Origin of the sequence: Acetobacter persici, from assembly GCF_018256955.1 — a bacterium.
GTDB lineage: Bacteria > Pseudomonadota > Alphaproteobacteria > Acetobacterales > Acetobacteraceae > Acetobacter > Acetobacter persici.
Map to the genome: position 1 here is coordinate 194,553 of NZ_JAERKU010000002.1, position 22,641 is coordinate 217,193.

The following is a 22,641-nucleotide window of genomic DNA, read 5'->3' on the forward strand; positions in this document are numbered from 1 at the left end:
CATGGGCGTTTTTCGGTTAAAGCCGGAAGACGGATGTGTCAGGACCTGATAAACGAAACGGCGTGAGTATGACCCAGACCCAACCCGCGCGGCAGGAAGAAGAAACGCTTCTGTCGCTCTCCCTTCGCCATCCTCCTGCCAACCTTGAAGCAGAGCAGGCCCTTCTGGGCGCGCTGCTGACAAACAACCGGGCGTATGACCGTGTTTCCGACTTTCTGACGGGCGCGCATTTTGCCAATCAGGTCAATGGCCGGATTTATGATGCCATTGCCCGCCGGATTGAAAACGGCCAGCTTGCGGACCCTGTTACGCTGCGGGCCGAGCTTGAAAACTCCGGAATCCTGAATGATGTCGGTGGTATGGCCTATCTGGCCAAACTGCTGACCTCCATGGTCGGCATTATCAACGCCGGGGATTATGGCCGCGCCATTCATGATGCGTGGATCCGCCGCCAGTTGATTGATATTGGCGAGACCGTGGTGAACAGCGCGTTTGGCACAATTTCTGATCTGTCCGGCCCGGACCAGATTGCCGCGGGGGAAGAGGCTCTGTTCCGCCTCGCGACGGAAAAAGGGCAGGACGGCGGCTTTGTGGTGTTTGACCGTGCCCTGACGGACGCCATTAAAACAGCGGAACTGGCCTTCAAGCGGGAAGGGCATGTGTCCGGTCTGACTTCCGGCCTTCGGGATCTGGACAAGAAAACCGGTGGCCTGCACCCGTCGGATCTGATGATTCTGGCGGGGCGTCCCGCCATGGGGAAAACCGCGCTGGCCACCAAAATTGCCTTCTCCGCCGCGCGTGCGCTGATGATTGAGGCGGAAGAGAAAGGGCCGGGCGTGGAGCCAACCGGCACGGTGGCTATTTTCTCGCTGGAAATGTCGGCCGAGCAGCTGGCCACCCGTATTCTGTCCGAGCAGGCGGAAGTGTCCGGTGAAAAAATCCGTCGTGGGGATATCGGGCAGAAAGAGTTTGACCGCTTTGTGCGCGTCAGCCGTGAACTGTCCCGCCTGCCGCTGGTGATTGACGATACCCCGGCGATCTCGCTTTCCGCCATGCGGACCCGCTGCCGCCGGCTGAAGCGCACGCGCGGGCTGAGCCTTGTGGTGGTGGATTACCTCCAGCTTATGCGTCCCTCCGTTGGTACACGCCCGGAAAGCCGCGTTCTGGAAATCTCCATGATTACACAGGGCTTAAAGGCGATTGCGAAGGAACTGGAAGTGCCGGTTATCGCGCTCTCCCAGCTCTCCCGTCAGGTGGAAAGCCGGGAAGATAAACGCCCCATGCTTTCGGATCTGCGTGAATCCGGGTCCATTGAGCAGGACGCGGATTCCGTGATGTTTGTGTATCGTGATGAATATTACCTCCAGCAGCGTATGCCCAAGGAAACAGCGTTTGATTCCATGGAAAAATACTCAGCCGCGCTGGATGACTGGCAACGTAAAATGAGCCTTGTGCATAACAAGGCCGAACTCATTCTGGAAAAACAACGTCACGGCCCCACCGGTGTCGTGCATCTGTTCTTTGAAGGTGAATTCACACGTTTTGCGGATCTCGATATGGTGCATGAGGAGCCGCATCACTAAGAGCGGCCCGCTGCACGCAGGCTGGTGCGGCGCAGCCGCCTGATGCCGATAAGAACGCCGGACAGAAAAACGCAGAACACGCCACATAATAACGGCACGGCAATGCTTCGGTGCGTCAGGGTTCTGCGCAGTCCGGCCTGAAAATCCAGATCATGAAACCCGTACACCAGCCAGCGGGACCGGCGGGCAGGGCCGTCCAGAATGGTCTGCACAGCGCCGGACTGTCCATCCAGATAGGTCAAGGTGCCATCCGCCGCCTGTGCCCGCCAGACGGGAAAATGGCGTTGATGCGTGGGGCGGCTGAAGTAATAGGCATCCGCCTGCGTTAGAAACGTCAGATCGTCCGGCGTTTTCAGCAAGCCTGCGGACTGCAGGGGCTGCCTGATCTGCTCTGGGGTGAGAGGGGCTGGAGTGAGGGCTTCATCCAGTCTCCGGCTCCTGAGGCCGGCAGCGGTTTGCTCCGTGATCTGCATAAAAACTTTGCTGTTTAGAAAAGCCGTTTTTATGCCGGTGCATCCGGGTGGTGCGGCACTTATCAACCGTGAGAGAACCTGATGGATCTCCGCGCCGGTCGCCGTGCCAGTCACGCGCAGGGGGCGGGTCGCGTTTGGATTGCTTTGAAACAGGCCTGCGGGAGACATGGTAAGCAGCCCGGTTGTAACCCATAAAAGGGCCAGTACACCAAACACCGCGCCACTGAGGTGATGGACCCCATGCCACCTTTTATAAGGGGTAAAAGGGGCGGCGCGGCGGAGGCGCAAAACGCCAATCCATAGCCCGGTAACGGTGAGAAAAACTCCTGTGCCAGACAAAAGAATAACGACGTCGCTCCAAACCGCCGGGTGCTTGCGCAGCACCGCCGGGTAAAGCCAGTGTGGAATAGCCCCCACCCATGCCCAGAGGCGGGTGGAGCGTGTTGTGGCCTGCATGACCTCTCCGGTCAGGGAGGAGACGTACACCTGCGTGTGCGCCGCATCGGGAAACAGAAAGCGATAAAAGCCATTTTCCCGGCCATGCGTATCCAGAACCCACTGGTCGTCTGTGGTCAGGCCATCAAAGACGGGGCGGCCTTGTGCGCCGGTGGCCCGCGCGTATCGGATGGCGCTGGCAGCAGCATCTTCCGGGGGGATGCGCCCCGCATGGCCGGTGCGCAGGTCCAGCGCAAAAGGTGGGCCTTCCTGTGGCGTGAGTGTCAGAACCGGTTCGTGCCCTACCATATTGATCTGAAAAGCCTGAAAGCGTTCTGTGCTGCCCAGTTCAGCCAATTTCGGAAGTATGGCGGGCCAGTGGATTTCCGTCGGAACACGGCGCAGGGCGCTTTCCTCCGGCTGAGGCCATGTGTGCCAGAGCATGACAAGGCCGGAGGCGCACCAGCCTGCCATCAGCAGGCCCATGCCAATGCCCAGCCATCGGTGGGTCAGATACAGCGTCCGGCGGAAGGCCTTCATGCGGGGCTGTTATACAGCGCCATGGCGGCGTTCTGGGCGCCGCGCGTCCAGTGGACGGCAACATAGGCCCGCACAATGCGCTGCGCGGCAGCGGGCGGCATGTCCGTGCTGAGGGCTGGCATGGCTTCAAGATAGTCAGAGGCGGTGAGGAGCAGCGGCCGGAAAGCCTCTTCCAGCACAGCACCCCGTTCCCGGTGGGGGGCGGGCAGGGACGGGACCAGTTTGAGGAAGAGTGCGTGGCCGTTCTGGGCAATGACCTCCTCCTGCTCAGGAGGCGGCAGGTGCGCCAGATGCGCGGCCTGCAAGGCATGAGCGCGGGACGGGCAGGCGCTGAGCAGGCGGGAAAAAGCCGGGTGATATGCCTCTTCTGGTTGAAAAGGTCGGGGGAAGGGGGAAAACGGTCCCACTGGTATACTCCTGCCTTCCGGTACATCCCGCCCGGCGGCGCGGTCTGAACGACAACAGCAGGTCTCCTGGCTCACGGTTAAACGTCCGTCTCCCGCCTTCCCGGTTGTGCACCAGTGGCGTGCCTTGCGGCAAAAAGACACGGACAGACCGCCTACAGTTGCGGGAGCAGCGACCGACTGAGCCGTGCGGCACGGCATACGGTCTTCCCTTTTAACCCGCCTGCGCGGGGCTGTTGACTGACAGGGAGAGACTGTACGCAAATGCCGGTTTTGCGCAACAGGCTGGGATGCAACGTGTGCACGGCCTGCGCCTTAGAGCCGTTTTTTATGGGGTATAAAGCAGCACGTTCGTTGACAAGGTTTTTCAGACCCTGTTTACGCTGCACGCAGCAATGGTGCTTTGTGGCTGCGTGCGCGGCCAGAAGGCTAAGAGGGAAATCGGTCCAAGCCGATGCTGCCCCCGCAACTGTAAGCTGAGAGGGCTTGCGGCGTTTATGCCACTTTCTGTGCCACCCACAGGGGGGAAGGCAGCCGCAGGACCCGAGGACCAGCAAGCCAGGAGACCTGCCATTACGCCAAAGTCACGGACGGAGCTGCCATACGGGGTGATGTGGCGGCGAGGCACGGTTTGCTCAGTGCCTCCATCGCGGTGACGTTGTTTTGGAGCGAACCCGTGCGTCCAGTCTCTTATGCCCTCAGTCTTCTGTTCGGCATCAGTTGCGTGCCCGCAGCCTATGCGGCCACCCCTGATCCCTCAGACCCGAAAGGCAGCGCTGCCCATCCGTATAAAAAACGGACAGCAGTACCCCCGGCCAGAAAGGTGGCAGGCCCTGAATATATCACGGCTTATGGTAAAACTGCCCCTCTCCAGATAACACCCGCAGTCGGTGGGAAACTTGGCCTGTCCATCCAGCACACGCCGGGCACACTCAATGTGGTCTCGCATGATCTGATGATGCAGCGCGGTTATGCTCAGGCTGAGGCCGCGGCAGACAGCGCGCCGGGTGTTTCCTCTGGCGGGTCTCCGGGGTCACCCGCGCAGCTGATGATGCGCGGCTTTACCGGCAACCAGATTCTGGTGCTGCATGATGGCCAGTATTTTGGCCCGACCACCATGGTCAACCGGCCTCAGAACACCTTCAATCTGGAAAGTGTGCAGGTGCTTAAAGGCCCGTCCTCCGTGCTGTATGGGCAGGGGGCCGTGGGCGGCACGGTGGATATGCGTAGCCGTACGCCCACGTTTGATGGCCCGCATGCCAATGCGCTTGTGTCCTACGGCAGTTTTAATACGTGGAACGCCGGGATTGGTGGCTCCGTGCCCATTACGCAAACGCTTGCGTTGCGCACGGATTTCAGCCGGACATCGTCTGACGGATTTGTAAAAGGAGCTGACCCGCACTCGGATGATTTTACGACAACCTTGCTGTGGAAGCCGACGGAAAAGTTCACCGCGCGGCTGAGCATGGATTATCTGACGGACCGGCTTTCCACTTATTACGGCACGCCGCTGGTGGATCTGTCGCAAACAGGCGGGCGCGTAGGCGGTTTGCTAAGTTCCAGCAAAGGGTTGGGCCTTACCCGCGCGTCCCTGTGGCGGTACTATAACGTGCGGGACGGCAAGGCCGGGTCTGTCAACGCGACGCCCACACTGCATCTGGACTGGCGGGTGAACAGCCATGTTCTGTTTCATAACAGCAGCTATTTCATTTATTCCAAACGGCGCTGGAACAACGCGGAAAGCCTGACTTACATCAGCGCCCCCGGCCAGACGGATGCCGCAGGCAATGCCATTGCCCCCGGCAGCATCAGCCGGGACCGGTTTTATGTGTATCAGAACCAGCATCAGGTTGGGGATACGCTGCACGGGCAATTTGATTTTTCCATTTTCGGCATGAAGAACCGTTTTGTGCTGGGAGGCGACGCCTATTATCTGCGCTTCATCCGTAACCGGGGTTTTCCGGCTGCGGACTATGCGGACAGCGTCTCTCTTGTCAGCCCGGACGCCACGCCACTTGGGGCGTTTTCCGGGGAATATCCGTACATGAAATCCCCCACCACGATGGTGCAGGCGGGCCTGTTTTTAGAGGACGTGCTGACCATCCGGGATAATCTGCGGCTTGTGGGCGGCTTCCGGTATGACTGGCTCGCACTGGACCGGCAAAACTACCGGCAGAACGGGCAGTTTAACGCCGCAACCAGTTTTAAGGGGCACTACAACCCGGATAATTTCCGTATTGGTCCGGTGTTTGATCTGACAAAAAATGTCAGCCTTTACGGGGTATATACCACGGGGGAAGACCCTCCGGGCTCCAACCTGTTTCTGGCCAACCGGGGGCAGTTTACAAAACTCAGCCACTCCCGGCAGGGCGAAATTGGTGTGAAGGCCAGCCTGTGGGACGGGCGTTTGACCACCACTCTGGCGCTGTATGATATTCGCCGGACGCGGATGCTGGTTTCAACCGGGCCGGATACGGTGGCAACGGCGGGTGTCCAGAAATCACGCGGGGTCGAATGGCAGGGGGATCTTGTTCTCAACCGCCACTGGAGCCTGTCTGGCAATGTGGCTTATACCTATTCCCGTTACGGCTCTTTCCACCCCAGTGCCTCGGTTGATGCCTCTGGCAATCAGGTGCCTGATGTGCCTGCGGTCACAGCAAACCTGTGGGCTATCTGGTCCCGCGTGGGGGATCTGCCGCTCGATCTGGGGGCAGGGATGCGCTACGTCTCAGCCCGTAAGGGAGATTACGCCAACACGCTCTCCCTGAAAGACTATGCGCTGGTCAATGTTTTTGCAGGCTGGCATGCCTATAAAAACATTACGGTCTATGGCCGCATTGATAATATCGGCAACAAGCGGTTTATCCAGTGGGCGGATACGGGCTACGCCGGGCAGGTGATGCTCGGGGCGCCCCGCTCCTTCTCCATCAGTGCGCAGGCGGATTTCTGAGGCGAGGTTATGTGTGGTCGCGGTAAGGCTTGCGTGCAAGGTAGAGCAGCACAGGCGCCGCGATCACAAACACAATTCCAAAGCTTGCCGACACATCATCATTGGATGATGCGCCGAGCGCTAAAAATGTCCCAAAAAGTGAGTCGTCATAAGTGTGATATTCAACCGAATGACTACCGTAAACCTGCGTGACAAAGGACAATAGGCAGTAGGCGTAGGTCAGAAAAGACGCGCCGTCTGACAGGTTGAGGTAGCGTGCAAAATCCCGGTTATATCGTGCGTAGGCAGAGCAACAAAAGGCGATAACCGCCAGATAGTATTTCTTGCCACAAATCCTGTGTGCTGTGAAACTATAGGATGTTGTATGGAAAAACTGGGAATGGACATTGTGTACGGACGGCAGGATCAGGCCGGACAGAATACAAAGTGCAGCAAGAAGAGTCAGCTTGCGAGGTGATTTACGGATACTCAGGAAAAACTCATTGCTCAAAAAATTGCGCATGCCTGAAATTTTCCCTGATCTTTATAAAATTAAGCCAAACAAATTTTTAATAAGCAGAAGCAAAGAGATTAAAACTAGAAACTACCGGGCATCCTGTCCAGTATTTTAAGGTCGTGTCCCGCGAGCGGGGTGGCCCCCCTTAGCTGGGAGAGGCCACAACCGTCGCGCTGACGGTGACGGGAATCTGATGATCCTGAAACGCCTGCCAGAGGGCAAAAAGCGCCTGACTGCGCACGGCGGCGGTATCCATCCCCACCCGCGCACGGGCGGTGCCGGTCAGAATGGCGGAGCCATCCGCCACGGAGGTAATGCTGGCGGTGGGCACGGGCTGTGCCTCAACATTTTCACACTCCGCCAGCGTGCTCGTCATCACATTCATGGCTTTGTGCAGGTCAGACGTAAACGGCACCTGCAACGGAATGGTAAAGACGCCCGGCTTTTCCGCCCGCGTGGCATTGCGCACGGCGGAGGTGATGAACTGGGAGTTCGGCACGATCATGGTGGAGCCATCAGCCAGCTTGATGTTGGTAGACCGCACGCTGATGCGCGCGACCTCTCCGTGCGCACCGGCAATATCCACCACATCCCCGATGGAAACGGGGCGTTCGGCCATAAGGATAATGCCGGAGACAAAGTTCTGCACAATGGATTGCAGGCCAAAACCAATCCCGACGGACAGGGCGCTGACAACCCATGTCATGCTCTTAACCGTCACCCCGAGGGCTGAGGCCATGCACAGGCCGATAATAATCCAGGCGCTGTAGGACAGAATATTCAGGATGGACGCCTGCGCGCCAATATCCAGCCGCGTGGTGGGGAAGAAGCGCAGGCGGAACCAGTTTTTAACAATACGGATGGCGTAATGCCCAAGGATGGGCAACCCGGCGCAGAGCAGCACGGCATCCATGGAGAGGTTGAAGCTGCCATCTGTGGGCGCCTGCCCTTTGAAGATGGACAGAATACGGCGGCTGACCTGTGTCGGGTCAAAATCCGCGCCAGCCGTGGCGACGGAAAAAGCAATAATTAGCAGAAAAACATTGATCAGACCGGGCACGACCACACTGGCCTGATCCACCAGCCGGGCAGGCAGACCCAGCCGCACCAGATGCGCCCCCACGGGTGCTGAGGACGGAAAAACACTGCTACCTAGTGCCGTGGCCAGAAGGGAGACCAGCAGCAGGCCTGTCATGGTGATGGCCATGACGGACACCCATGAGATGATGGTGTATCCGAGCGGGATATATCCCGTCAGCACAGCCCCCCAGCAGACAATGGCGATAGTCGTGACCAGTGTTCTTAAAAGCGGGGCAATATTGGCGGAGTTTGCGGAAGGATCATCCTCCTGCGCGGACAGGCGGAGCTGGCGCGGGATGGCAAACAGCAGCGGGCTGACGGCCAGCGTATATAATCCGTCCAGAAGCTGGATGGGCAGCAGGCCGAACCCGCTCCGCGTATCCACATAGCGCAGCACCCCGCGCACAATCAGGGCCGAGGCAAACCAGAAGGGAAACAGGCGCAGATTACGGGCCAGCGTATCCGGCATGGAAAACACGCGCCATTCCGGCTTGCGGGACAGGATGCTCATGCCCAGTTCCAGCACAAACCCACAGAGCGGCACCTGTGCGGCCACCATGTCTGCCAGTGCAGAGAGATCATCCGCTACGGCGTCATTATTAAAACTGATGGCATTCCAGATGATCTGGAATGCGCCGCCCCATGCCACAACGCCGATCAGGGAGCAGATGACGGCGGCTGTAATAGGCCGGATACGGCCTGTGGGCAGAAAACGGGCAACCAGCAGCCTGACAGGCGTATGGCAGAAAAAATGCAGGGCCAGCAGCAGGCCGGAGAGCGCCAGCGCTCCCAGTGTGAGCAGGGCATGCTGGCCGGTAAAGGCCTCTTTGAGCACCGCCCCGGTTTCAGACGCCAGTGCTGCGGCGCGGTTTTTATCCTGCCCGGAGGTGCTGGAAAGCTGGGACCAGAAATTGATCCCCAGCGGGGTGGGGAACCGCTGCGTCATGGTCGCCTGCTGGATGGCGGTGCCATGCTGGCGGAGTTCCTGCACCAGTTGCTGTGCTTCAAGCTGATACAGCCGGAGGCGGGTAATCCGGCCGGAAATATCCTGCTGGCGGGTCGTCAGCATTTTGCGCTGCTGCGTGATGGAGTCCGGTTCAGCCGGGTCTGGTTTGCCCAGAATATCCACAAAGTTCTGATAAACCGATTCATACGGTTTGATCTGCGTCAGCAGGGTATCGGCTTTGGTCGCCACGGCGTTTGCACGGCGCAGCAGCATGGTCAGGGCGTTGGTGTTCTGGCTGGTGGAGTAGTCTTTCCGGCTGCCCTGATAGATGGCGCGGATTTCATCGCCCATCGCGTTCAGCGTGGCATCAGACGCAAAAAGCGTGATGTCGGCAATCAGAGGGGCTGGTGTCTGGGCGGGCGCCGCCTGTGCTGCGGGGGGCGGTGCGTCTGCGGCCTGTGCTGCCGGACTGAAAAATGTGGGGTGGAGAAACCCTGCCAGCACCAGGTACAAAACAGGAAAAAGAACGCGGAACGGCAGGCGGGTCATAAGGCTTCTCTACACTCCGGCACAGGGAACATGGGGGTTCCAACGTGCCAGAGAACCGGGTGGTTGCGAAGAGAAGCGCGTGACGGAGAGGGAACAGGCAGTCAGCGGAGGCGGCGTGGCCTCCCTCTCAGGTGTGGATCAGGAAGAGGACTTTTTCCGGTTCTTCTTTTTAGCGTCTTTGCCCTTGGCATCTTTGTGCGTCTGGAGCGGGTCGGCATCATCTGCTGAGCTGGGGCGGGTGGCCTGCGTTGTATCCTGCAGGTGGTCTTTGTAGCCGTATTTTTCCCACTGGGCCGCTGTGGTCATATGGCGCGGCTCACTTTTGCCGAACATCCCGCAGGAGCAGAGCGTCAAAGCACATACCAGCATCAGAACCGCGTGTTTCATGGTCTTGTTCCTGTGTTTCAATCCGGTTGTGCTTCTATCTCACCCGGCGGGGAGGCGGGCAAGTGGAAAAGCATTGCGGCTTAGCGCCGCAGTTCCATGGTAATCGGGCCTTCACGCCGCCCGTGCGTAAACTGGTCCACCATGGCGTTTCCGCTGTCCATCAGGGCACTTGCTGGCCCCTGCCAGATAAGCTGGCCTTTATAGAGCATCGCGGCTTCATCCCCGATGCGCTGGGCGGAGGCCATGTCATGCGTAATGGCAATGGCGGTGGAGCCCAGCTTTTTCACGCAGTCCACAATCAGCCCGTCAATCACGGCCCCCATAATCGGGTCCAGCCCGGTTGTGGGTTCATCAAAAAACAGGATATCCGGCTGGGCGGCAATGGCACGGGCCAGACCAACGCGCTTTTGCATCCCGCCAGAAAGTTCTGAGGGGTAGAGTTCCCCCACAGACGGGTCCAGCCCCACCTGCGCAAGGATGCCGCCTGCATGGGTACGCGCCTCCTTGCGGGTCAGGCGCTTGAGCGCCAGCAGGCCGAAGGTCACGTTTTCCCACACCGGCAGGCTGTCAAACAACGCACCGTTCTGGAACAGCATGCCAATTTTGCCGCGCAGCACATCCTGCCTGCGGGGGGAGGCGGTGATCAAGTCCTCGCCGTCAATTTCAATGCTGCCGGAATCAGGCGTGATCAGGCCGAGGATACAGCGCAGCAGCACGGATTTCCCGCTGCCGGACCCGCCGATAATCACAAAGGAGGTGCCGGGCATGACATCCAGATTGATGCCATCCAGCACCTTTTTGGAACCGAAGGACTTGTGAAGGTCCCTGATGCGGATTTTGGGGAGGGTGCCGGTCATTGTGAGAAGAACAGATCCGTCAGGAGGTAATCAAACGCCAGCAGCAGGATGGAGGCCGCCACAACGGCGGAGGTTGTGGCCGTGCCCACGCCTTCCGCGCCGCCTTTACTGTTATAGCCGTAATAGCAGCCCATCAGGGCAATCAGGAACCCGAACAGGGCGGCTTTTACCAGCCCGACTGTGACGTCAATCACCTTCACGGAGTTCAGTGTGGCGGTAATGTAGGCATGCGGCGAAAAGCCGAGCTTGACGACGGAGACGGTAAAGCCCCCGGCAACCCCCAGCACGTCCGCCACCAGCACCAGTAGCGGCAGGGCAATCAGCCCCGCCAGCAGGCGCGGGGCGACCAGATATTTCATGGGGTTGGTGGACAGCGTGGTGAGGGCATCGACCTGATCCGTCACCCGCATGGTGCCAATTTCCGCCGCCATGGCGGCCCCCACGCGGCCCGCAACCATCAGCCCGGCCAGAACCGGCCCCAGCTCACGGGTTACGGCCAGCACTACAATGCCAGCAATCGCACTCTGCACATGGTACTGCGCAAAGCCCGTGTAGGATTGCAGGGCAATCACGCCGCCGGAGAACAGGGCCGTGAGGGCCACGACAGGCAGCGAGAAAAACCCGGTTTCCAGAAAAGTGGACAGGAACACGCGCCCGTAAAACGGCGGCCTGACAATATGGGACAGGCCGGAGAGGGCGAACAGCGTCAGAGACCCGGCGGCGCGGATCAGGCCGAGGGTGGTTCGGCCCAGTCTGGCCACAAGATCGAGCAACATATCCATACGGTCAGGTGGTCCGGTCCTGTTTCTGGGGCAAAACTTTCAAGGGTTCAGCCGTAGCGTGAAGTCCCGGCCCCGTCAAAGGGTGTGTGGTGCTGGTATGCGGTCCGGGTGCTGTCTCTGGCGGGAAAAGAAAGGGGGATGCAGGCCGGGTTAGCCGCCTTGCCGTGGTCTGAATGTCTGAAATCTGTGCCACAGGCATTGCGGCAATCGTCTGCTGAGGGCATGTGTGTCAGCCAGTTTTGAAGTCCACCCCATCCGCTGTGATGAGTAGCAGCGGTGATGAGTAAAGGCAGGAGGGCAGCGGATGCGCATAGCCATGATTGGCGGCGGGTATGTCGGGCTTGTATCAGGCGCGTGTTTTGCCGAGTTCGGTATCAATGTTGCGATTGTTGAAACCAATCCTGAGCGTCTGTCCGCCCTGCGGGAAGGGCGTATCCCTATTTATGAGCCGGGGCTGGATGCGCTGGTGGCCTCCAACAGTCAGGCAGGCCGCCTGACGTTTGGGGATGATATTGCTACAGCCGTTGCCGGGGCCGAGGCCGTGTTCATTGCCGTGGGCACCCCGCCCCGCAATGGGGATGGCGCTGCGGATATGCAGTATGTCCACGCAGCCGCCCGCCAGATTGCGGAAGCCCTGACGGGTTATGCCGTGATTGTCACCAAATCCACCGTGCCGGTGGGCAGCAGCCGCCGTATTGCTGAAATTATCCGGCAGGCGCGCCCGGACGTGGATTTTGATGTGGCCTCCAACCCGGAGTTCCTGCGGGAAGGGAGCGCCATTGGGGACTTCATGCGGCCGGACCGCGTGATTATCGGGCTGGACCAGACACGCCCCGAGCGCGCCAGCCGGGCGGAGGATGTGCTGCGCCGCGTTTATCGCCCGCTCTCCGTGATTGAAGCCCCGCTGCTGTTTACGGGGCTGGAAACGGCGGAACTGACCAAATACGCGTCCAACTCCTTCCTCGCGATGAAGATTTCCTTCATCAATGAAATGGCCGATCTGTGCGAAACGCTGGGCGCGGACGTGCATGATCTGGCGCGAGGCATGGGGCTGGACGGGCGTATTGGCCGCAAGTTCCTGCAACCCGGCCCTGGCTATGGCGGGTCCTGCTTCCCCAAGGATACGCTGGCTCTCTCCCGCATTGCGCAGGAAGCCCACAGCGCCTGCCGACTGGTGGAAACCACCGTGCAGGTGAACGAGGCGCGTAAGGCTGGCATGGCGGGCCGTATTATTGCGGCCTGTGACGGGTCCGTCGCGGGGAAAACGGTGGCCGTGCTTGGCCTGACCTTCAAGCCGGAAACGGATGATATGCGCGAATCCGCCTCCATCCCGATTCTGCACCGTCTGGCGGAGGCCGGGGCGGACATCCGGGCGTATGATCCGGTGGGCATGGCCGCAGCCAGACCATTGCTGCCGGAAAGCGTAACCTATTGTGCCGATGCGCTGGATGCGGCGGAGCAGGCGGATGTGCTGGTGGTGCTGACGGAGTGGAATATTTTCCGGGCACTCTCCCCCGTTGAACTGCGCCGCCGGATGCGCACCAAAACCATTGTGGACCTGCGCAATATTTTTGACCCTACCGCCATGCGTGCCGCCGGGTTTACCTATGAGTCCGTGGGGCGTCCGTAACCCCCGGCTCTTGAGAACAGGGGTGTTCACCCCCAGATGAGCGACAGGATAACGGGGGAGAACGCTCTTGGCTAAACGACCAGCCCGCCAGTTTGCATGTCGGGCCTGCGGGGCGGTGTATCCCAAGTGGATGGGCCAGTGTGAAGCCTGTGGCGAGTGGAATACGCTGGAGGAAATAGCGGTTGAACCGCTTGCCGCCTCGTCCCCCCGCGCCAGCAGCAAGGGGCGGCGCGTCCAGCTTGAAGGGCTGGAGGGCATGGCGGCACCCCCGCCCCGCATTAAAACCAGTATTGAAGAACTGGATCGCGTGCTGGGTGGCGGCCTTGTGCCCGCGTCCGTCGTGCTGGTGGGGGGTGATCCGGGGATCGGGAAATCCACCCTTCTGCTTCAGGCGGCCTGCAAGCTGGCCGGGAAGGGCGACCGCGTTCTGTATATTTCAGGCGAAGAAGCTGTGGACCAGATCCGCCTGCGCGCCCTGCGTCTGGGGGTCGGGCAGGCCAAGCTGGATCTCGCGGCCTCCATTAACGTCGCGGATATTGTGGCCACACTGGAAGCCGAGCCGGATGTGCGGGCTGTGGTGATTGATTCCATCCAGACGATGTGGCTGGAAACGGTGGAAAGTGCGCCCGGCACAGTCTCACAGGTGCGGGCCTGCGCGTTTGAACTGATTCGTCTGGCCAAGCGCAAAGGGTTTAGCCTGATTCTGGTCGGGCATGTCACCAAGGAAGGTGCGCTGGCCGGCCCGCGTGTGCTGGAACATATGGTCGATGCCGTCATGTATTTTGAGGGCGATCGCGGGCACCAGTTCCGTATTTTGCGTGCCGCCAAAAACCGTTTTGGCGCGACGGATGAAATTGGTGTGTTCGCCATGACGGACCGTGGGCTGGAGGAAGTTTCCAACCCCTCAGCCCTGTTCCTTGCCGAGCGGCGCGGTAATATTGCCGGGTCCGCCGTGTTTGCCGGGCTGGAAGGTACGCGACCTGTCTTGCTGGAAGTGCAGGCGTTGCTGGCCCCTAAAAGCGGGGATAATGCGCCGCGTCGCGCAGTGGTGGGCTGGGATAGTGGCCGCCTGTCCATGCTGCTGGCGGTGCTGGAAACACGGTGTGGCGTCAAGCTGTCTGGCATGGATGTGTATCTGAACGTGGCGGGCGGGCTGAAGGTGGCCGAGCCTGCGGCGGATCTGGCCGTTGCTGCGGCTCTGATTTCCGCGGCGACTGGTATGCCGACCAACTCGGGGGAGGTCTATTTCGGGGAGGTCGGTCTGTCTGGTGAGGTGCGTCAGGTCTCACAGGCGGATGCCCGCCTGAAGGAAGCCGCCAAGCTGGGGTTTGATAAAGCCGTGCTGCCCCGCCGTATTGCCCGTGGCAGCGCGCGCAGCAAACCACCGGAGGGTCTGACGTTACGGGAGATCGGGCATCTGTCTGATCTGGTCACGGCGGATATGGAAGCGGACTAACGCTGTGCCCTATTGTCAGCCTTATAAGATGCCGCTATAGTCCGCGCCACGGAATGCGGATGTAGTTCAATGGTAGAACGGCAGCTTCCCAAGCTGCATACGGGGGTTCGATTCCCCTCATCCGCTCCAGTTCCCAAAAAATCAATGAAATCAACAGCCTGCGACCGTTAAACGGAAGCGAGTGCTACTGTGTTGGTCGTCGTTCAGCGGTAGTCCTTTCTGCTTAGGAAGGATGCTGAAATGTTTGGTCTGAAGCTGACAGGTGGCGGGACATGGTCTGCCCGCTTTTCCAGTCCTCGTGACCGCCGGGAAAACGTGGGCGCGGCTTTGGCATCGCTTCAGGCATCAGCCAGATTTTGATATGCCCCTGTAAACAGAGGGCGAGCATAACGTCTTCAAACGTAGACGCTCTGCCCTGAAAGCCTCTTATTTTCAGAGTCTTCCAGTAGAGGAAAATAGTCGTGCAGAGAAAAACCTTTCAGAGAGATAATCTGACTTTTTCCTATCTGGACACGGAAGGAGAAAAGCCGCTGCTGGTGGCACTGCATGGTCACATGATGGAAGGAGCCACCTTTCTGCCGCTTATGCAGGTTTTGCAGTCAAGCTTCCGGGTGGTTGCGCTGGATCAGCGCGGACACGGGGCGTCAGACCATGCGGCAAGCTACACGCGTGATGATTATCTTTGCGATATTGAGGCACTTTTACAAACGCTGGATTGCGATGCACCTGTTATTCTTCTGGGGCATTCTCTGGGCGGGGTGAATGCGTATCAGTTTGCGGCGCGTCACCCTGAGCTGGTACGGGCGCTGATTATTGAAGATATTGGCGCTGTGGTGAACGATAACCTTAGCTTTTGTCTTGCATGGTCAGGGTTTTTCAAAACACAGGAAGATCTTGTGGCGCGTATCGGCCCGAATATGGCGCGCTATCTTGCTCCGTCCTTCCGCCAGACAGCGCAGGGCTGGAAACTGGCGTTTAAGTCTGCTGAAATGGTGCAGTCCCAGACCTGTCTGAATGGAGACCACTGGACAGACTGGCTGGCAACGTCTTGCCCCGCACTTCTGCTGCATGGCGCGCAAAGCCCTGTTCTGACCAGCGTAATGAGCGAGGAAATGGCGAAGCGTCGCCTCAGAACACAGGTGCAGACCCTCCCCGGCGGGCATGTTCTGCATCAGGATGATTTTCCGGGGTATGTTCAGGCTGTGGAGGGTTTTCTTGCGCGCCTGTCAGCGGAATAGACCTGAAAACTCTCTGGCTGCACAGTAGAATTTTTGAAAAACTAAGCGGCAGCATTTGTATAATACTGCCGCTCAAAAAACTCTTTAAAACAGTTTTGGCGTATTACCGAAGAAACGGAATATTGGTTCTGGCAACGTCCAGAATTTCATCACCGCGCCCGTTCATCACGGCTTTCAGGGCGTAGAGGCTAAAGCCGGTAATCTGGGCTTTTTCAATTTTAGGAGGGAGCGCCAGTTCCTGCGTGTTGGTGACGGCATCCAGCACGGCGGGGCCGGGGTGGTTGAGAATATCGTCCACAGCAGCAGGCAGGTCCGCCGGGTTTTCCACCCGCACGGCATGCAGACCCATCGCGCGCGCCATGGCGGCGAAGTCGGGGTTTTGCAGGTTGACCCCTGTCTCCAGATAGCCTGCGGCCTTCATTTCCATGGCGACAAACCCGAGTGAGCCGTTATTCACAATCACCAGTTTCACAGGCAGCTTTTCCTGTGTCAGCGTAATCAGGTCCCCCATCAGCATGGTAAAGCCGCCATCTCCGGAGAGGCTGATAACCTGCCGTTTTGGTTGAGCAACCTGCGCGCCAATGGCCTGCGGGAGTGCATTGGCCATGGACCCGTGGACAAAGGAGCCAATCAGTTGCCGGCGGCCGTTCATGGTCAGGTAGCGGGCCGCCCAGACGGTCGGGGTGCCAACATCGGCGGTAAAAATGGCATCATCTGCTGCGGCCTGATCAACCAGCCGGGTGAGATATTGCGGGTGGATAGGGGCTTTGCCGTTGCCTGCTGTTGCCAGATCATCCAGTCCGTGCCGGGCTTTGGCGTACAGGTGCAGGCTGTGGTCCAGATGGCTGCGGTCTGAGCGCACGGGCAGGCGGGGGAGCAGTGCGTCCAGTGTGTCGGCTACATCGCCCACCAGCCCCTGTGCCAACGTACAGCGGCGGCCTAACTGCTCCGGGCGGAGATCAATCTGCGCGATTTTCGCGTCTTCCGGGTAAAACTGACGGTAAGGGAAATCCGTACCCAGCATCAGCACCACATCCGCCGCCATCAGCGTGTGGTACCCGGATGAAAAGCCGATCAGGCCCGTCATGCCGACATCATAAGGATTATCGTAAGCCACATGTTCTTTGCCGCCCAGCGCATGCACGATGGGCGCTTTAAGGGTTTCCGCCAGTTGCAAAAGCTGGGTGTGCGCGCCCGCACAGCCGCGCCCGGCCAGCAGGGTGATTTTCTTGCCGCTGTTTAAAAGGGAAGCCAGCGCGTCCAGTTCTTCTTCAGAGGGGAGAATACGCGGGGCTTTGGGCAGAAGGGCTGCCTGTTCAGAAATCGCGGTGGTGACCGCCGCCTTGAGCGCCACATCTCCGGGAAACACCAGAACAGCCACACCCCGCTGCCCCACCGCCGCCCGAATGGCGAGTTCTACAAGGCGCGGGGCCTGCTCTGGCGAGGAAATGGTCTCGCAATAATGGCTACAGTCACGGAAGAGTGCTTCCGGCCGTGTTTCCTGAAAGTAGCCCGAGCCAAGTTCCGCGCTGGGGATCTGCGCCGCGATGGCCAGCACGGGCACGCGGGAGCGGTGGGCATCATAAAGTCCGTTAATCAGGTGCAGGTTCCCCGGCCCGCAGGACCCGGCACAGACGGCCAGCCTGCCCGTAACATGCGCAGCCCCGGCGGCGGCAAAAGCCGCGACTTCCTCATGCCGGACGTGCACCCAGCGGATGGATTTATGCTTGAGCAGGCTGTCGGTAATCCCGTTCAAGCTGTCCCCCACCACGCCGTAAATGGCATCCACGCCAGCGGTGGCAAGCGTCTGAACAATAACATCCGAAACATTGGGCTTCGCCATCGGTCATTGGTCCTTCTGGCAGGGGAGGGAAAAGGCGGCACGGGCCGTTTGTGCGCAGAGAACGGATGAAGGCGGGGAGCGGTTAGAAAAGCCAGCGTCACAATTTTGTGACAACGCCCGAAGGGAACCAAAGGCTCCGTTTTTGATCATGAACAGGAAAATGGGGAGAAATGGGCTGGAAAGCCGTAGTTCACGGGTTTGTGTACTCTTTGGAGAGCCTTAAAAATCCGTTTTTTCCTTCAGAGCGGGCAAAAATTTGCCCGATATTTTTGTTTCGATTTCGTATGGTATAAGCCAGTAAACCTGCCTATTTCATTTTTATTTCAGAACCATATGCTTGAGAAACGTATTTTTGTTCTTTGCTTTTTCGGTAGAATTTGGGCTAATAACGTCCCTGTGCGGCAATAAATGAAAAGCCATCTTGTGCTTGAAAATAATATAATACCGTGCAAACCTTATATCACTGATTGGTTATTATAAGGTTTCTGGGCTTTTTTAGAGTCTTTTGGTGGCGTCTCTGCGGGGTGATGCTGCATGACTGTTTGCGTCTGCGCGTCATGCAATTATACCTTCTGGAAAACATTCTGTAAAATTCAAAGATTTTGCAGGGTGAGAAATGCGCCATACCTGCTGTGGCAGGCCGGACTGTACAGGCTGGCGGGGGTTCTGGCGCAGATTTCTGTGCTGAGAAGGCTCTGAAAAATAGGTGGAGTGTTTAAGGTATGAAACAGTGGAGAGCGGGCTGTGACCGCTGCCTGTGTTAGAACAGCATGCGTAAGACAGCTCATTTTCTGGCTCTTGGGGGCGCGTGCCTATGTCTGGCTTTTGGGCGTCAGGCTGCGCAGGCTGATACCACGCTGGTTTCCCTGCACGGGCTGACGCTGCAAGGGGGGCTGGATATTGGCGGGTCCGCGTTTTTCGTGCCGCATGCCAATTTTGGCGCGGGCTCTTACGCGCCACAGCGGAACGGCACCTATCAGCGGAATAAGAACCCTGTGTATGGTGAACTGTACGGCAAGCCGATCCTGACGGGCCAGTGGGCACTGGGGCATGGATTTACCGTTATTGGCAAAGCCTCCGCCCTTGGCGCCACCACTCTGGGGGACGGGGATGCGGAAGAAGTTTCTCAGACATCCGGCACACCGCGCTCTGTTTATCTGGAAGAAGCCAATCTGGGCGTGGAAATGCCCGTCAAACTCTTTGGTAAGCCCAATACGCTGACGGTTCTCGGCGGTCGGCAGGCTTTTGCGGTGGATGATGGCTTTCTGATTGGCAAAGGCACCTACAGTGCCGGGAACCGTGGCGCATGGTGGTATGCGCCACGCTTTGCCTTTTCCGGCCCCGGTGTGATCAAACTGGAAGGTAATCCGGTGCGCGCGGACGTGTTCATGCTGGAAAGCAATGCCGATAATGACATTGATAAAGGCTATGACCGCCCAAAAACCAAATTTGTCGGGTTTGATGTCAGCTGGTTTGTCAACCGCCCCGGCGGGCATGGGGAAAACACGTATGCGGACCGGGCCGCGTTTGTCACGCTGACCTATTTCCATGTGCGTGAGGCCGATACCTCCGCGCATTATGATTACTCTACACGCGCGGACAGGCAGGGCATGAATGTCGCGTCCCTGAGCTGGGGCGGGACGCTTTTTCCGATTAAACAGCTCGGAATTTCAAAGAATTTTACGTTCTACGGAGATTTTGTATCCGAACAGAACAGCCATGCGGGCAACGGCTATAAATCGGTTGAGGCCTACGGGATGTTTCTTGAGCCCGGCTACAGATTTTCCATGCTGCCCTGGCAGCCGTCCCTTTTCTATCGCTATACGCGCTATAGCGGTGCCAGAAATCCGGAAGGGTCCGTCAAACGGAGTTATGATACGTTCTTCCTGTATGACGGCAAACGCTACTGCTATGGCGGATACTGGCCGGGCGAAATTGTGGGGATGTACCTCGCCCCGCTTTCCAATCTGGAAGTGCATCAGATTGACCTGACCGCCACACCGCCGGTGCATCTGATGAACCCGAAGGACAGCCTGAAGCTCGGCCTGCATTATTATGATCTGTCTCTGCTCTATGCCACCGGCGCAGGCCTTAAAGCCCATACCGGGCGGCATATTTCAGATGAGCTGGATTTCTCCGCGGAATATACATTGAATGCCACAACCTCTGCCGCGCTGGCAGGCGGTGTCGCGTTCTCTGGCCCCGCGGGGAAGGCTCTGGCGCGCGCCGGAGCGCCAGCCGCATATGCCATGCCGGATCTGGGGCACCATGCCGGTATTATCGAAGGATATTTCTTCAAGCATTTTTAACGGAAATTTCCATCTTTCTTCCGAATGGGCAATAATCTCCCGACAACAACACAGGATGCCGCGCTTATGGTCGATCAGGACAGTTCCCAACCCACCACACAGCCTGCGGGTTTAAGAAACCGGCATATCGCGATGATCGCCCTTGGCGGCATTATTGGCGCAGGCCTGTTTGTTGGCAGCAGCGCGGCTATTGCGGCCACGGGTCCGGCTGTTCTGCTGGCGTTTCTGGCCGTGGGGATTCTGGTCATTCTGGTGATGCGCATGCTGGGGGAGATGGTGACGGCAGACCCCGGCCGCGGCTCCTTTGTGGAATATATCCGCGCCGCCCACGGGGACAGGCTCGGCTTTACCGCAGGCTGGCTCTACTGGTTTTTCTGGGTGGTGGTGCTGGGGAGTGAGGCCATTGCCGGGGCCATCCTGTTACAGGACTGGATTGCCCTGCCGGTCTGGGTATTGTCCATCGCACTGATTATTGTGCTCAAACTGGTGAATTTTGCTGCGCCCCGCGTGTTTGGGGAGTGTGAGTTCTGGCTTTCAATGATCAAGGTGATCAGCATTGTCGCCTTTATTGGTGCAGCATTGCTGTATGTGTTCCATGTCTTTGGGCCGGGCGTACCTGTGCGTGAAAACGTGCTGGGGCATGGTGGCTTTTTCCCGCATGGGTTTGTTGCGGTTCTGTCCATTATTCCCACCATTCTGTTCACCATGATGGGGTCTGAAATTGCAACGGTCGCGGCGGCGGAATCTCCGGAGCCGGGCCGCAATGTCGCCCGTGTGACGCGGAGCATCGGCACGCGCGTCACCCTGTTTTATCTGGCTTCCGTCGCGATGATTCTGATGGTGGTGCCCTGGCCGTCAGTGGTGCCCGGTCGTTCCCCGTTTGTGGCGGCCATGGATGTTATGGGCGTTCCGGGTGCGGGCCTGCTCATGCGCATTGTGGTGCTGAGTGCCGTGCTCTCCTGCCTGAATTCCAGCATGTATATTACCTCGCGTATCCTGACAGAACTGGCCGGAAGCGGAGATGCACCTGCCGTGCTGGCACGGACTTCCACCACGCAGACGCCGCGTCTGGCCATTACCGTCAGCAGTATTGCGGGCACGCTGGTTGCGTTTTCTTCCATTCTTGCGCCCAACACCATTTTTGCTTTTTTGCTGAGCTGTAGCGGCGGGGTGATTCTGGTGGTGTATTGCCTGATTGTGTCTGCTTATGTGCAGGCGCGGAGCAAGGCGGAAAAAACCGGGCAGGGGGAAGGGTTCAACCTGCCGCTGTTCCCGTTCTGCAATTACGGGACGTTGCTGGCTGTGGCCTTTGTGTTCATCGCCATGATGTTCAACCCGGAGGAACGGATGACCGCCATTGCAAGCCTTGGCACTTCGGTCTTTTTCTTCCTTCTGGCGTCTTTCAGGAACAGACGCGCTTAAGGGGGCTCTGTTTACCACGAGGAAAGGCGCTGGCTGTTTAAACACAACCGCCAGCGCCTTTTTTATGCGGCATGGTGCTGGTGTGGGTGTTGCGTAAGTGTCGGTGGGGTGCGGCGGTCCTTGAGTGTGCCGGAGAGTGTGCCAGAATATTTTTACCGACCCCGCGAACCGGGAAACCTTCTGTTCGCAGCGCGTTGTGTTGTAACACCATGCAGGCAGAGAAAAGCCGGAGCGTGCTGCGTTTCTGGCCTGCGTGGCGTGGTTTCACACATATTGTGAGGTTCTGTCATGGCCGACAAAAAAGATAAAAACACCAAGCGGCAGATTCAGGAAGACAATCTGGACGAAGCGCTGGATGACAGCTTTCCGGCGAGCGACCCACCGGCTCAGGGCGGCATTACAGGGGACCGTGGTCCGCCCAAAAAACCTGAAAAAGCCCCGAAGAAATAGCCAGACGTCAGGTTCTGGCACGGAGAGGCCTCATGGCCCTTCGTGCCAGAGACTGCCCGGTGACTGCCGCTGTCTTTAATGCACGGTAATCTGGTCCAGATGCGCGAGAAACCTGTGGTCGCGCAGATGGAGCAGGGCGCCCGCACTCAGGATGGTGGCTGCGGCAATCGCAATGGCGATGGAAATGCTGTGGCTGGATGTCAGTGTGCCAATAACGGCCCCCACAAACAGGCTACCAATCGCCGTAAGCCTGCGCCATGTGCCGGGGTTGGTGCCACCGGCAAAGGTGCTGTTATGCGCCAGACCATGCAGCAGCATGGTGGCGGCGGGCAGGCTCATATCCGCAACCTTGGCGTGGCGCGTGGCGGATGTTTGCAGCCCCATGGCAAAGGCCAGCAGGCCGAGCGTGATATAAATGCAGCCCGGTGGTTGCGCGGCCCATTCCAGTGCTGTTAGCCCCACAATAGAGCCGACACCCAGCAGAACATTGCCCACCGCAAGGCGCACTGTATGGGCCCGCCGCACAAGGCGGCCGCCCGTCAGCGCGCCCAGAAGATACAGGCCAATCGCCTCAAACCCGGACAGAACGATGGTTTCTGACGTGGCGATATGCACGGCCATCAGCAGGACTGTGGCGGTCATGTATCCGGCAAAAATCTTGAGATGCACTAAGGAAATAGCGTCCAGCATCCCCATGGCCATGGTTACCAGAATAATGCTGATAACCAGTCTTGGGTCATGGCCGGTACGCGTACTCATAGGGGCTCCACTCACACGATAAACTCAGGAAAAGTTGAACAAGCCGGGCTTC

At 58.7% G+C, this 22,641-nt stretch carries 17 protein-coding genes, 1 tRNA gene and 2 riboswitches; of the genes, 9 read left to right on the forward strand and 9 right to left on the reverse strand.

All coding sequences use genetic code 11. From position 1 onward, the window contains the following. The first annotated feature begins 68 nt into the window (after positions 1–68). Entirely contained in the window at positions 69–1,583 is a 1,515-nt protein-coding gene (locus JK199_RS03085; protein WP_086655717.1) for a replicative DNA helicase, read from the forward strand. Here the strand turns inward: JK199_RS03085 and JK199_RS03090 are convergent. Together JK199_RS03090 and JK199_RS03095 are read right to left on the reverse strand one after the other, a co-directional pair. After that, on the reverse strand, positions 1,580–3,031 hold the full coding sequence (locus tag JK199_RS03090) for a PepSY domain-containing protein (protein WP_212373819.1): 1,452 nt from the start codon (positions 3,029–3,031) through the stop codon (positions 1,580–1,582). The two genes, JK199_RS03085 and JK199_RS03090, sit on opposite strands and share 4 nt — an antisense overlap. After that, on the reverse strand, positions 3,028–3,438 hold the full coding sequence (locus JK199_RS03095; RefSeq protein WP_212373821.1) for a hypothetical protein: 411 nt from the start codon (positions 3,436–3,438) through the stop codon (positions 3,028–3,030). The genes JK199_RS03090 and JK199_RS03095 overlap by 4 nt, the downstream gene beginning before the upstream one ends. Positions 3,439–3,477: 39 nt before the next feature. Next, positions 3,478–3,688: riboswitch (cobalamin riboswitch) on the reverse strand. A gap of 126 nt (positions 3,689–3,814) precedes the next feature. Further along, positions 3,815–4,024, forward strand: a riboswitch (cobalamin riboswitch). Positions 4,025–4,111: 87 nt separating this feature from the next. On the opposite strand from JK199_RS03095, the gene JK199_RS03100 reads away from it, so the two are divergent. Continuing rightward, positions 4,112–6,385: a TonB-dependent receptor gene (locus JK199_RS03100; protein ID WP_342356279.1), complete on the forward strand. Its 2,274-nt coding sequence runs from the start codon at positions 4,112–4,114 to the stop codon at positions 6,383–6,385. Positions 6,386–6,392: 7 nt separating this feature from the next. Here the strand turns inward: JK199_RS03100 and JK199_RS03105 are convergent, their stop codons facing one another. The 5 genes from JK199_RS03105 to JK199_RS03125 form a co-directional block, all read right to left on the reverse strand. Beyond that, entirely contained in the window at positions 6,393–6,887 is a 495-nt protein-coding gene (locus JK199_RS03105) for a hypothetical protein (protein ID WP_086655507.1), read from the reverse strand. Between the two features lie 139 nt (positions 6,888–7,026). Continuing rightward, entirely contained in the window at positions 7,027–9,456 is a 2,430-nt protein-coding gene (locus JK199_RS03110; RefSeq protein WP_212373823.1) for a mechanosensitive ion channel domain-containing protein, read from the reverse strand. 138 nt (positions 9,457–9,594) lie between these two features. Continuing rightward, a complete protein-coding gene (locus JK199_RS03115; RefSeq protein ID WP_212374125.1) occupies positions 9,595–9,843 on the reverse strand; it encodes a hypothetical protein in 249 nt (82 codons plus the stop codon). Between the two features lie 80 nt (positions 9,844–9,923). Next, positions 9,924–10,700: an ABC transporter ATP-binding protein gene (locus tag JK199_RS03120; RefSeq protein WP_212373824.1), complete on the reverse strand. Its 777-nt coding sequence runs from the start codon at positions 10,698–10,700 to the stop codon at positions 9,924–9,926. Beyond that, positions 10,697–11,482 (reverse strand): MlaE family ABC transporter permease, encoded by a 786-nt coding sequence (locus JK199_RS03125; RefSeq protein WP_025827744.1) that lies wholly within the window; start codon positions 11,480–11,482, stop codon positions 10,697–10,699. Before JK199_RS03125 ends, JK199_RS03120 begins: the two co-directional genes overlap by 4 nt. Positions 11,483–11,786: 304 nt before the next feature. Here JK199_RS03125 and JK199_RS03130 point away from each other — a divergent pair, with 304 nt between their 5' ends. From JK199_RS03130 to JK199_RS03145, 4 genes are all read left to right on the forward strand, one after another. Then, positions 11,787–13,112, forward strand: a complete 1,326-nt coding sequence (locus tag JK199_RS03130; RefSeq protein ID WP_212373826.1) for a UDP-glucose dehydrogenase family protein — start codon at positions 11,787–11,789, stop codon at positions 13,110–13,112. Positions 13,113–13,179: 67 nt separating this feature from the next. Beyond that, positions 13,180–14,568, forward strand: a complete 1,389-nt coding sequence (radA, locus tag JK199_RS03135) for a DNA repair protein RadA (protein ID WP_212373828.1) — start codon at positions 13,180–13,182, stop codon at positions 14,566–14,568. Positions 14,569–14,623: 55 nt separating this feature from the next. Beyond that, positions 14,624–14,697, forward strand: a tRNA-Gly gene (locus tag JK199_RS03140). 332 nt (positions 14,698–15,029) lie between these two features. Then, positions 15,030–15,806, forward strand: a complete 777-nt coding sequence (locus JK199_RS03145; protein ID WP_212373830.1) for an alpha/beta fold hydrolase — start codon at positions 15,030–15,032, stop codon at positions 15,804–15,806. Positions 15,807–15,909: 103 nt separating this feature from the next. Here JK199_RS03145 and poxB read toward each other — a convergent pair whose 3' ends face one another. Further along, a complete protein-coding gene (gene poxB, locus JK199_RS03150) occupies positions 15,910–17,649 on the reverse strand; it encodes a ubiquinone-dependent pyruvate dehydrogenase (protein WP_212373832.1) in 1,740 nt (579 codons plus the stop codon). 770 nt (positions 17,650–18,419) lie between these two features. On the opposite strand from poxB, the gene JK199_RS03155 reads away from it, so the two are divergent. The 3 genes from JK199_RS03155 (at position 18,420) to JK199_RS03165 (ending at position 21,830) form a co-directional block, all read left to right on the forward strand. Further along, positions 18,420–19,958, forward strand: coding sequence for an alginate export family protein (locus JK199_RS03155; protein ID WP_244984860.1), 1,539 nt, complete (start codon positions 18,420–18,422; stop codon positions 19,956–19,958). Between the two features lie 66 nt (positions 19,959–20,024). Then, positions 20,025–21,380: an amino acid permease gene (locus tag JK199_RS03160; RefSeq protein WP_212357408.1), complete on the forward strand. Its 1,356-nt coding sequence runs from the start codon at positions 20,025–20,027 to the stop codon at positions 21,378–21,380. A gap of 288 nt (positions 21,381–21,668) precedes the next feature. Then, entirely contained in the window at positions 21,669–21,830 is a 162-nt protein-coding gene (locus tag JK199_RS03165) for a hypothetical protein (protein WP_167552530.1), read from the forward strand. A 75-nt stretch (positions 21,831–21,905) separates the two neighbouring features. On the opposite strand, the gene JK199_RS03170 is transcribed toward JK199_RS03165, so the two are convergent. Further along, positions 21,906–22,589 carry a YoaK family protein gene (locus JK199_RS03170; RefSeq protein WP_077930269.1) on the reverse strand — a complete coding sequence of 228 codons (684 nt, stop codon included), beginning with the start codon at positions 22,587–22,589 and terminating at the stop codon, positions 21,906–21,908. Between the last annotated feature and the right edge of the window lie 52 nt (positions 22,590–22,641).

Excerpts from the sequence above, each read along its gene's own strand:
- JK199_RS03085 (WP_086655717.1), top strand. The coding sequence starts at position 69 with ATGACCCAGACCCAACCCGCGCGGCAGGAAGAAGAAACGCTTCTGTCG.
- JK199_RS03090 (WP_212373819.1), bottom strand. The coding sequence starts at position 3,031 with ATGAAGGCCTTCCGCCGGACGCTGTATCTGACCCACCGATGGCTGGGC.
- JK199_RS03105 (WP_086655507.1), bottom strand. The coding sequence starts at position 6,887 with ATGCGCAATTTTTTGAGCAATGAGTTTTTCCTGAGTATCCGTAAATCA.
- JK199_RS03110 (WP_212373823.1), bottom strand. The coding sequence starts at position 9,456 with ATGACCCGCCTGCCGTTCCGCGTTCTTTTTCCTGTTTTGTACCTGGTG.
- JK199_RS03115 (WP_212374125.1), bottom strand. The coding sequence starts at position 9,843 with ATGAAACACGCGGTTCTGATGCTGGTATGTGCTTTGACGCTCTGCTCC.
- JK199_RS03120 (WP_212373824.1), bottom strand. The coding sequence starts at position 10,700 with ATGACCGGCACCCTCCCCAAAATCCGCATCAGGGACCTTCACAAGTCC.
- JK199_RS03125 (WP_025827744.1), bottom strand. The coding sequence starts at position 11,482 with ATGGATATGTTGCTCGATCTTGTGGCCAGACTGGGCCGAACCACCCTC.
- JK199_RS03130 (WP_212373826.1), top strand. The coding sequence starts at position 11,787 with ATGCGCATAGCCATGATTGGCGGCGGGTATGTCGGGCTTGTATCAGGC.
- poxB (WP_212373832.1), bottom strand. The coding sequence starts at position 17,649 with ATGGCGAAGCCCAATGTTTCGGATGTTATTGTTCAGACGCTTGCCACC.
- JK199_RS03155 (WP_244984860.1), top strand. The coding sequence starts at position 18,420 with ATGCGTAAGACAGCTCATTTTCTGGCTCTTGGGGGCGCGTGCCTATGT.
- JK199_RS03160 (WP_212357408.1), top strand. The coding sequence starts at position 20,025 with ATGGTCGATCAGGACAGTTCCCAACCCACCACACAGCCTGCGGGTTTA.
- JK199_RS03165 (WP_167552530.1), top strand. The coding sequence starts at position 21,669 with ATGGCCGACAAAAAAGATAAAAACACCAAGCGGCAGATTCAGGAAGAC.
- JK199_RS03170 (WP_077930269.1), bottom strand. The coding sequence starts at position 22,589 with ATGAGTACGCGTACCGGCCATGACCCAAGACTGGTTATCAGCATTATT.